We start from the raw sequence: 10639 nt of genomic DNA, 5'->3' as shown, positions 1-10639 counted from the left end.
AAGTCCCTCCCACAGTGCACATCGCCGCTTCGCCGCGCGTTGGAGCGACGTCACGCGCGACGAACGAGGCAGCGAGCCGCAGTGGCTTCAGTGCATCTGCCGACGCCGGAGATCCTCGGACAGGCGAAAGCACTTCTAGCGCAAGCGCGCCGTAGAAGCGGCTTCAGCCGCGACCAACGAAGCCGGGCATGTCGCCGGTGTTGGTTGCTGTCGGCGCCGAAAAACTTCGTACAGCATGCCCAGCAAACGCGTCGCCGCGGCGATGCCTCGCATGTCCAGACAACTCCCTACAACGGCGACCGTCCTGGAGCGCACCGCGTGCCCCATAGGCGGCAACCTTCCGGATTGCCGCTTTCCCATTGCATCGGCGACTCTTCACCCAGCCTCGTCCCTCAGGGAATCACCCGCTGCGCGCGCAGCCGCGTGAACAGCTCCAGGAACGAGGCGCGGCTGTCGTAGTAGCCGAGGAAGCCGAGATCGCGGCTCTTGGTCATGTCGTTGACGCACTCGATCTCGCGGCCCAGATCGGCATCGGTATGCCACCACGACGCCAGTTGGTTCACATCCGCCTGCACCAGCCCATGCTGCTCGGCGATCTCGCGCCACAGCGCAGGCGCAGTGTCCTGCAGGCGCGGCTGCAGCGGCATCGGCGCCTCCGGATAAGGGGCAGGCTCCAGGCCGAAGAACGCGGCGATCTCGCCCCACATCCAGCGCCAGCGGAACACGTCGCCGTTGACCGTGTTGAAGGCCTGGTTGCGTGCGGCCGGATTGGTCGCGGCCCAGGCCAGTTGGCGGCCGAGCAGGCCGGCGTCGGTGAGGTCGGTGAGGCTGTCCCACTGCGCGCGCGAACCGGGGAACACGAAGGGCTGCCCGGTGTGCTTGCACAGCGTCGCGTACACCGCCAGGGTCACGCCCATGTTCATCGCATTGCTGCCGTTGGCCTGGCCGATCATGGTGTGCGAGCGGTGCACGCTCCAGCCGAAGCCATGGCGCGCGGCGGTGTCGAACAGCAGGTCTTCCAGCGTGTAGTAGAAATTCTCGCCCGGCTGCCGCGGTTCGCTCTCGCGGAACGGCGTCTCCGCCTTGCCGCTGCCGTAGTGCTCGAACGAGCCCAGGTAATGCTTGGTGCCGGTGACCAGCGCCATGTGCTGCAGCGTCGCGCCGTCCAGGCCCTCGCACAGGTGCCGCAACATCGCGCCGTTGGCGGCGACGTTCTCCTTCTCGGTGTCGCGCCGCGTCCAGGTGCAGAAGAACACGTGGGTGATCGGCAGCCCGCGCAGCGCCGCGATGGTGGCGTCGCGGTCGAGCAGATCGGCCGCCACCGGAATCACGCCTTCCTGCGGCACCGGACGGCGTGCCAGCCCATAGACGGTCCAGCCCTCGGCGACCAGCACGTTGGCGAGGTTGTAGCCGGAGATGCCAGTGACTCCGACGATCAATGCGATACCCTTGCGCATGCGCGAACTCCTTACGACGTGGGGTATCGCAGCTTAGGCGCGGGGCGATGAAGCTGCGGAGAACTGCGTCGGGACTGTGACGCGGCGCGCGCTCGCGCGTTAGGCGAATTCTGACGCGGTGCCGCGGCATGGACCGATGGCCGACGTCCAGGCGGGATGCGACGCTGGCATGGCGATAGAGACGGTGTCGCGCGATGCGCACGTCGCGCCGCTTCGTCTCGCTGCTTCCGATCCATCGATGCCAAGGAGGGCAAGCACATGCAACCGTCGGCAGACGCCGTGCCGTGCCAGGGCCCCGTCGCGGCTCGCGCTGCCCGCTGGCTGGCACCGGCGCCGTTCGGCGCTGCGGTCGCGGCCAGCCTCGCCGCCGGCGTGCTGGCCGCGCTGTGGCTGCCGCGCCTGCTGCCCTGGCCGCTGGCCGTGGCGATCCTGCTCGCCGGGGCGTCGCTGTACGTGGCGGCGCCGCACTGGCGCTGGCTGGGCGCGTTCGCGATCGGCGCCGGCTGGCTGGCGCTGGTCGCCGGCATGGTGCTGGCAAGGCAGTTGCCGGCCGACTGGGAAAAGCGCGTGGTCGACGTCCGCGGTCAGGTGGTGGAACTGCCGCAGGCGGAGACCCGCCGCACCCGCTTCCTGTTCCGGGTGGACAGCGACGCGGCGCAGCCGGCGCCGTTGCGCGGGCGCCTGCTGCAATTGGCGTGGTACGACGACTTCGGCACGCACCAGGCCGGGCCGCGTAGCGCCCTGAGCGCCGGCGCGCGCTGGCAGTTGCAGGTGCGCCTGCGCGCGCCGCGCGGCTTGAGCAATCCGGGCGGCTTCGATGCCGAGGCCTATGCGCTGGCGCAGCGGATCAGCGCCAGCGGCTACGTGGTGGCGCCGCGTGCGGCCACGCAACTGGTGTCGGGGCAGGGAATCGACGCCTGGCGTGCGGATATGTCCGCACGCATCGCTGCGGCCGTGCCGCAGGCCTCGGCGCGCTACGTGCAGGCACTGGCGCTGGGCGACACGCGGCGCCTGGACGATCGCGACTGGCGCATCCTGCGTGCCGCCGGCCTGACCCATCTCATCGCCATTTCCGGCTTCCATGTCGGCCTGGTCGCCGGCGCCTTCGCACTGCTCGGCGGCGGCCTGTGGCGGCTGTGGCCGCAACTGGGCCGCTACTGGCCGCGCCGCCAGGCCGCGGCGGCGCTGGCGCTGCTCGGCGCCGGCGGCTACACCCTGGTGTCGGGCATGGCCCTGCCGACCGTGCGCACCGCGCTGATGATCGCGGTGGTGGTGGCGGCACGGTTGTGGCGGCGACCGGTGCGGGTGGTCGACGCATTGGCGCTGGCGGCGATCGCCATGCTGCTCTGCGACCCGCTGGCGGTGCTCTCGGCCGGCTTCTGGCTGAGCTTCCTCGGCGTCGCCTGGCTGGCTTGGTGCATGCCCGATGCCGGTCGTGGCTGGCGCGAGACGCTGCGCAGCTTCCTGACCGCGCAAGGCGTGGCCACGGTCGGCCTGCTGCCGGTGAGCACGATGCTGTTCGGGCAGGCCTCCGTGGTCGGGCCGCTGGCCAACCTGCTGGCGATCCCCTGGTGGAGCCTGGTGGTGGTCCCGCTGGCCTTGCTCGGTACCGCGCTGGAGGCGTTGCATGCCGGCGCCGGTGCCTGGCTGTGGCGCCTGGCCGCGGGCTGCTTCGACCTGACCTGGCCGTTGTTCGTCGCCCTGGGCGAGAGCCGCTTCGCCCTGCGCTGGTTGCCAGAGGCGCGCGACTGGGCGCTGCCGCTGGCCTTGCTGGGCGCGTTCTGGCTGCTGCTGCCGCGCGCGGTGCCGGGCAAGCCGCTGGCGGCGCTGCTGTGGTTGCCCTTGCTGTGGCCGCCGCTGGAGCGACCGCGACCGGGCGAGGTCGATCTGGTGATGTTCGACGTGGGGCAGGGGCTGTCGTTGCTGGTGCGCACCGCACATCACCAGTTGCTGTACGACACCGGGCCGGCGGTGGAGGACGGCTACGACGCCGGCGAGCGGGTGGTGGTGCCGGCGCTGCATGCGCTCGGCGTGGCGCGGCTGGATCGCGCGGTGATCAGTCATGGCGACAACGACCACGCCGGCGGCCTGGGCGCGGTGCGCGCGGCGCTGCCGATCGGGCTGGTCCAGGCCCCGGCCGACGCGCCGGTGCCGCTGGACCGCCCCTGCGTGACCGGCGATGCCTGGGAATGGGATGGCGTGCGGTTCCGGTTCCTGCATCCGGCGCCGCACTTTCCCTATTTGCGCAACGAGTCCAGTTGCGTGCTGCGCGTGGAGACCGCGCATGGCGCGTTGCTGCTGGCCGGCGATATCGGCGACGTGGTCGAGCGCACGCTGCTGCGCGAGGCGCCGCAGGCGCTGCGCGCCGAGGTGGTGGTGGCGCCGCACCATGGCAGCGCGCATTCCTCGCAGCCGGCCTTCGTCGCCGCCACCGGCGCACGCTTGGTGCTGGTGTCGGCGGCCTACGGCAACCGCTTCGGTCATCCGCATCCGGGCGTGGTGGCGCGCTGGCAGGCGGCCGGCGCCGAGGTCGCCGGCACGCCACAGGGCGGCGCGCTGCGCGTGTGGCTGGGGCGCACGGGCCTGCAATTGCGTGAGCGGCGGCCCTGGCGGGCGCGGCTGTGGGATGCGGCGGAGCGGGCGCGGGCGGCTGCTATCCTATCGGCCAGTGAACGAACGGCCGAGCGTGCCGGAGGGTTGCGACGTGTGGGAACTGGTCAAGGCCGGTGGCTGGCCGATGGTGCCATTGCTGCTGTTGGGCGTGGTCGCGCTGGCGATCGTCCTGGAGCGGTTCTGGAGCCTGCGCCGTAGCGAGGTGTTGCCGCCGGGACTGGGCCAGGAAGTGCGCAACTGGGCCACGCGCGGCAAGCTCGACCCCACCCACATCGAATCGCTGCGGCGCAATTCGCCGCTGGGCGCGCTGCTCGCGGCCGGCCTGGACGTGCGCAACCGTCCGCGCGAGATCGTGCGCGAGCGCATCGAGGACACTGGCCGGCACGTCGTGCACCGCATGGAGCGTTACCTGAACGCGTTGGGCACCATCGCCTCGGCCGGGCCCCTGCTGGGCCTGCTCGGCACCGTGGTCGGCATGATCCAGATGTTCCTCGGCATCCTCGACCATGGCCTGGGCGACGTGAACCAGCTCGCCGGCGGCATCGGCAAGGCGCTGGTGTGCACCGCCACCGGCATGATCATCGCGGTGCCGGCGCTGATCTTCCATCGCCATTTCAAGGGCCGCATCGCCGGCTACGTGATCGAGATGGAGCAGGAAGCCACCGCGCTGACCGATGCGCTGGACGGCCACGGCCGTGCCGTGGCGCCGGCGGCACGCGGCGCCGCGTCGAACGCCGCGTCGGCCAAGGGCTGAGCCGGTGCGGATCCGCGACGACCGTGGCCAGGACGAGCCGCACATCGACCTGGTGCCGTTGATCGACGTCATCCTGGTGCTGATCATCTTCTTCGTCGTGACCACCACCTTCGATGCGCGTTCGACGCTGCAACTGCAGTTGCCCAACGCCAGCGACCGCAACGCGCCGCCGCCGGCGCGAGCGCTGAGCGTGCTGATCAACGCCGACGGGCATTACTTCATCAACGACCAGGAAGTGCTGCGCACCGACGTGGAGTCGGTCAAGCGCAGCATCGCCCAGGTCGCCGGCGACGACCGAGAGCAGCCGGTGCTGCTGCGCGCCGACGCGCGCACGCCGTACCAGGCGGTGGTCACCGCGCAGGACGCGCTGGGCCAGCTCGGGTTCCGCCGCATCGCCATCGCCACTGCCCCCGAAGTCAACAGGGACGGAAGCTCCAAGTGAATGTACCCACCGACGTGCCCGTCCAGGATTCCCCCTGGCGGACCTATCGCCGCCTGTTGTCCTATGCCGGCGGCTACCGCGGCCTGCTGCTGATCGCCGCCGTCGGCGCGCTGCTGGAAGCGCTGGCCGGCTCCGGCTTCCTGGCGCTGATGAAGCCGATCACCGACGAGACCTTCATCGCCCGCAACCGCGAGGTGGCGATGTGGCTGCCGTTGCAGATCGTCGGCCTGTTCGTGCTGCGCGGTATCGCCGGCTACGTCACCGACATGTCGATGGGGCGCGCGGCGCGGAGCATTTCCCGCGATTTCCGGGTCAACGTGCTGGACAAGTACCTGCGCCTGCCGGGCAGCCGCTTCGATGCCGAGCCGGTGGCGTCGATGCTGGTGCGGCTGGGTTCGGACAGCGAGCAGGTGGCGCAGGCCGCGGTCGACGCGATGAAGGTGATGGTGCAGCAGACCCTGCAGATCGTCGGCGCGCTGGCGGTGATGCTGTGGTACAGCTGGACGGTGACCGTGACCATCCTGCTGGTGGCGCCGCCGCTGGCCTGGGTGATGGACCGCGTGGCCAAGCGCTACCGGCGGGTCAGTCATCGCATACAGGAGAGCAACGCCGAGCTGATGCAGTCCGCCGAGCAGGCCCTGTCCGGCAACCAGGAGGTCAAGGTCTACGGCGCGCGCGCCAGCGAGATGGAGCGCTACCAGCACCTGGCCGACACCAACCTGCACCTGGCGATGAAGGTCGAGTCCACCCGCGGCATCTCCTCGGCCGCGGTGCAGTTGCTGGGCGCGATCGGCCTGGCCGCGCTGCTGCTGATCGCCGGCCACGAGGCGCTGGCCGGGCGCCTGACCGCCGGCGAGTTCGTCTCGCTGATGACCGCGATGATGGCGATCATCCCGGCGCTGAAGAACCTCACCAACGTGCAGAACATGCTGCAGCGGGGCGTCGCCTCGGCGCAGCGGCTGTTCGTGGTGCTGGATGCGCCGGAGGAACAGGACAGCGGTACCCGCCACATCGAGCGCGCGCAGGGCCGGATCGAGTTCCGTGAGGTCACTGCCGCCTATCCGGGACAGGCGCGGCCGGCGCTGGCCGAGGTCAGCTTCGTCGCCGAACCCGGCACCGTCACCGCCATCGTCGGCCGCTCCGGCAGCGGCAAGTCGAGCCTGGTCAAGCTGATCCCGCGCTTCTACGACCCGCAGTCCGGGCAGATCCTGCTCGACGGCCATCCGCTGCAGGAGTACCGCCTGGAGGATCTGCGCCGACAGATCGCCCTGGTCGGCCAGCAGGTGATGCTGTTCGACGGCAGCATCGCCGAGAACGTCGCCTACGGCGAGATGCGCGAGGCCGGCCCTGCGCAATTGCAGCAGGCGATCGCCGATGCCAACGCGATGGAGTTCGTGGAGCACCTGCCGGACGGCCTGCAGTCGCAGGTCGGGGCCAAGGGCGGGCGCCTGTCCGGCGGCCAGCGCCAGCGCCTGGCGATCGCCCGCGCCATGCTCAAGGACGCGCCGATCCTGATCCTCGACGAGGCCACCGCCGCCCTGGACAACGAATCCGAGCGGCTGGTGCAGGATGCCTTGCACCGGCTGATGCCCGACCGCACCACGCTGGTCATCGCCCACCGCCTGTCGACCATCGAACACGCCGACCAGGTGCTGGTGATGGACCACGGCCGCATCGTCGAGCGCGGCACCCACCGCGAGCTGCTGGCGCTGGGCGGGGTGTATGCGCACCTGCACAGCATGCAGTTCCGCGAAAGGCAGTTCGGATGAGCGAGCGCGGGCCGCACACCCCCGCCTATTGGTACGGCACGGGTTCGCCGCCGCTGCACGCGCGCGTGCTGACCCCGCTGTACGCGGCGGCGATCGCGTTGCGCCGCGCGCTGTACCGTCGCGGCTGGCGCAAGCGCCACAGCATCGCCGCGCCGGTGGTGGTGGTCGGCAACCTCACCGCCGGCGGCACCGGCAAGACGCCGTTGACCATCGCCCTGGTGCAGCGCCTGCGCGACGCCGGCTGGAGCCCGGGCGTGGCCAGCCGCGGTTACGGCCGCAGCCAGCCGCAGGAGCCGCGCTGGATCGAGCCGGGCACCTCGGCCGAGCAGGGCGGCGACGAGCCGGTACTGATCGCGCGCAAGACCGGCGTGCCGGTGCGGGTGGACCGCGACCGCGTGGCCGCGGCGCGCGCGCTGCTGCAGGCCGGCTGCGACATCGTGGTCTGCGACGACGGCCTGCAGCATTACCGGCTGCAGCGCGACATCGAGATCGAGGTGGTGGACGGCCAGCGCCGCTACGGCAACGGCCGCCTGCTGCCGGCCGGGCCGCTGCGCGAGCCGGTGGCGCGCGGCAACGAATGCGATTTCCGGGTCGTCAACCTGGGCCAGGCCAGCGACAGCGGCGCGCTTGAAGTCGGCTTCGGCGAATGGGCGATGCGCCTGCGCATCGACAGCGCGCAACCGTTGCGCGGCGGCCGTGCGCGGCCATTGCGCAGCTTCGCCGGCCAGCGCGTGCACGCCGTGGCCGGCATCGCCCACCCGCAGCGCTTCTTCGACATGCTGCGCGCGCAGGGCATCGGCGTGGTGCCGCATGCCTTTCCCGACCACCACCAGTACCGCGCCGCGGACCTGGCCTTCGGCAGCGAACTGCCGGTGCTGATGACCGAGAAGGACGCGGTGAAGTGCGCGGCCTTCGTCAACGATTGGTGCTTCAGCGTGCCGCTGGTCGCCGAGCTGCCGGCGGCGTTCTGGATCGGCCTGCTGGATCGGCTGGACAAGCTGCGCGGCCGCGCCGGCGAGTCCGGCGACTAGCGGCGCCGCGCATCGGCTGTTTCCGCCGCAATCGCGCCGGATCCAGCGTCTTCCGTAGGAGCGGCTTCAGCCGCGATGGGGCGTTACCGGTAAGGCCCGTCGCGGCTGAAGCCGCTCCTACAGGACGCTCAGGACGCTTCTGAGAGGTGCTTGGCGGTACGCAGGCAGCGCAGCGCCTGGGGCTGCTGCGCCGCTCGTCGCAGCCCACGCCTTGAGCGCCGCGTTGCGTCGGCGAACCGCATTAGAACCTGTAGTTCAGCGACAGCGCGGTGTTGCGCGGGGCGCCGTAGTATCCCTGCGCCCAGTACAGGCTGTTGATGTACTTGCGGTCGGTGACGTTGTAGACGTTGAGCGTGGCGCTGAACTGCGGGGTGAAGTCGTAGTGCGCCATCAGCCCGAGCAGCGCGTAGCTGTCCTGTCGGGTGAAAATCTCATTGCCGCTGGTGTCCACGGCCTGCTGGTCGCGGGAGATGTCGCTTTGCCAGGTCAGCGTCGCGCCCAGCTTCAGCGCTTCCCACTGCGGCACGGTGTAGGTGCTGGCGAGCTTGAAGGTGCGGCGTGGCACGTAGGTGCGCACGTTGTTGCCGGCGTCGTCCTTGAGGCTCAGCTGGGTGTAGCCGGCATTGAGCTGCCAGTGTTCGCCGAGCCGGCCGGCGATGTCGAACTCGAAGCCGGTAGAGGTGGCGTCCACCGGCTTGTAGGTCTGCAGCGTGCCGACGTAGGCATCGGCTTCGGCGGTGTTGTCCTGCTTGGCGCGGAAAATGGCGAACGAAGCATTGACCCGCTGCTGCAGCCACTGGCCCTTGATGCCCAGTTCGGCGTTGCTGCCGGTGATCGGGTCCAGCACCCGCAGGTTGCGGTCCAGTTCGGTCTGCGGATTGAAGATCTCCGCATAGCTGGTGTACAGCGCGTAGTTCGGATCGAAGGTGTACACCGCGCCGACGAACGGGGTGGTCTTGCTGGCGTCGTAGACGTGCTGCACGCCGTAGTTCTGGCCGCGGCTCTCGATCCTGGTGTGGTTGACGCCGGTGATTAGCTTCAGCGCATCGCTCAGGTTCCAGCGCGCGGTGGCGTAGGCGCTGCGGCGGATCATGTCGAACGCGGCGCCGGTCGGCGCGGTGGTGAACGCCGGCAGGGCGATGTCGCCGCTCCAGTTCTCCAGGCTGGGCAGGGCGAACCAGGCGCTGGTGTCGCTGGAATCGGGGTAGGTGGAGACCTGCGAGACGTCGATGCCGGCCCACTTCACCCCGGCCACCAGTTCGTGCTCGCGTCCGCCCAGCACGAACGGACCAGTGGCGTAGAGGTCGGCGTACTTCTGGGTTTCGTGGCTGACGTAGCGCGAGGGATAGGAGTACAGCCCCAGCCCGGTGGCGCGATCGGGCGTGCCGTAGGCGTAGAACAGGTTGCCGTCCGACTCCAGCTTGCGGTAGTTCAGCGCGGCCTTGAGCTGCCAGCCGCCACCCAGCGCCTGCTGCAGTTCCACGAACGCGCGCTTGTCGGTGCTGTTCCAGTACGACCAGTCGGCCGAGGTGCTGGTCGAGCGCGCATAGTGGGTGGCGCTGCCGTCGCTGTAGTGCAGGGGCAGGGCGCCCCACATGCCGCCGTGGGGTTCGTTCTTCTGGTAGCTGGCGCCCACGCTGAGCAGGGTGCTGTCGCTCAGGTCGGCCTCGACGATGCCGTAGACGCTGCGCTTCTTCAGCGAGTAGCGGTCCAGGTAGCTGTCGCCGTCCTGGCCGGCGGCGACGATGCGCCCGCGCACGCTGCCGCTGTGGTTGAGCTTGCCCGACAGGTCCGCGTCCACCCGCCGCATGTCCCAGCTGCCGGCGGTGACGCCGACGCTTCCCTGCAGGTCCTGGGTCGGGCGCTTGCGCACGAAGTTGATCGTCGCCGACGGGTTGCCGGTCGAGGACAGCAGGCCGTTGGCGCCGCGCAGCACCTCCACGCGCTCGTACATCGCCGTGTCCAGGTCGCCCTCGGCGCCGCCGTTGGTGAACGGCAGGCCCAGCCCGTCGACCTGGAAATTGATGATGTCGAAGCCGCGCGCGGTGTAGTAGGTGCGGTCGGTCTCGATCTTCTCCACGTTGACGCCGGTGGCCAGGGCCAGTACGTCGTTGGCGTTGCGCAGGCCGAAGTCGTCCATCTGCTCGCGGCCGATGCTGCTCACCGATTGCGGCGTCTCCAGCGGACTCAGCACCAGGCCGGTGCCGGTGGCGCTGGGCGGCGGGGTGTAGCCGTCCTTGCGCTGCGCGACCACATCCAGCTTCTCCAACTCGGTGGGTTGCCGGTCGCCGGTCGCCACGGCGTCGGCCGCGCTGGCGTCGGGCTCGGCGGCGCCGGCCGCGGCCGGCAGCAGCAGGGCGGCGATGGCCAGGCACAGTGCGCGGCGCGTGGTGGCGTGGGAGGGCTGCGCAGCGGATCGGACGGAACGAGCGGCAAGGTTCATCGGTGGGGTCTATAGAATGGGCAGGAGGCAACGCCGTCGTCGCGCCGGAAGCTGTCGCAGCGGCACACGTGCTGGGCAGTCCGGCCACGTCGAATGGCGAATGCGAACTATTCTCAATAATTGGCGGAGA

Annotated in this window: 7 protein-coding genes; 5 read left to right on the top strand and 2 right to left on the bottom strand. The window is 70.3% G+C overall.

All coding sequences use genetic code 11. From position 1 onward, the window contains the following. Positions 1–392 precede the first annotated feature (392 nt). Positions 393–1457, bottom strand: a complete 1065-nt coding sequence (locus tag SLW56_RS17300) for an SDR family oxidoreductase (RefSeq protein ID WP_320695228.1) — start codon at positions 1455–1457, stop codon at positions 393–395. Between the two features lie 258 nt (positions 1458–1715). Between SLW56_RS17300 and SLW56_RS17295 the strand changes: the two genes are divergently transcribed. From SLW56_RS17295 to lpxK, 5 genes are read left to right on the top strand one after another with little or no spacing between them, the layout of a single operon-like run. Next, positions 1716–4268 (top strand): DNA internalization-related competence protein ComEC/Rec2, encoded by a 2553-nt coding sequence (locus SLW56_RS17295; protein WP_320695227.1) that lies wholly within the window; start codon positions 1716–1718, stop codon positions 4266–4268. Beyond that, entirely contained in the window at positions 4162–4824 is a 663-nt protein-coding gene (locus SLW56_RS17290; RefSeq protein ID WP_148828452.1) for a MotA/TolQ/ExbB proton channel family protein, read from the top strand. The genes SLW56_RS17295 and SLW56_RS17290 overlap by 107 nt, the downstream gene beginning before the upstream one ends. Before the next feature lie 4 nt (positions 4825–4828). After that, positions 4829–5266 carry a biopolymer transporter ExbD gene (locus tag SLW56_RS17285; RefSeq protein ID WP_010342642.1) on the top strand — a complete coding sequence of 146 codons (438 nt, stop codon included), beginning with the start codon at positions 4829–4831 and terminating at the stop codon, positions 5264–5266. After that, complete coding sequence (gene msbA / locus SLW56_RS17280; protein WP_026143406.1) at positions 5263–7035, top strand: lipid A export permease/ATP-binding protein MsbA; 1773 nt, start codon at positions 5263–5265, stop codon at positions 7033–7035. The genes SLW56_RS17285 and msbA overlap by 4 nt, the downstream gene beginning before the upstream one ends. Further along, positions 7032–8066: a tetraacyldisaccharide 4'-kinase gene (gene lpxK, locus SLW56_RS17275; RefSeq protein WP_267106219.1), complete on the top strand. Its 1035-nt coding sequence runs from the start codon at positions 7032–7034 to the stop codon at positions 8064–8066. Before msbA ends, lpxK begins: the two co-directional genes overlap by 4 nt. A gap of 241 nt (positions 8067–8307) precedes the next feature. Here the strand turns inward: lpxK and SLW56_RS17270 are convergent, their stop codons facing one another. Beyond that, positions 8308–10509, bottom strand: a complete 2202-nt coding sequence (locus tag SLW56_RS17270; RefSeq protein ID WP_320695226.1) for a TonB-dependent siderophore receptor — start codon at positions 10507–10509, stop codon at positions 8308–8310. Positions 10510–10639: the final 130 nt, after the last annotated feature.

It is taken from the genome of Xanthomonas sp. LF07-6, from assembly GCF_034105445.1.
GTDB lineage: Bacteria > Pseudomonadota > Gammaproteobacteria > Xanthomonadales > Xanthomonadaceae > Xanthomonas_A > Xanthomonas_A sontii.
Note: the sequence above shows the minus strand (reverse complement) of the source record. Positions and strands in the feature narration are given on the sequence as shown.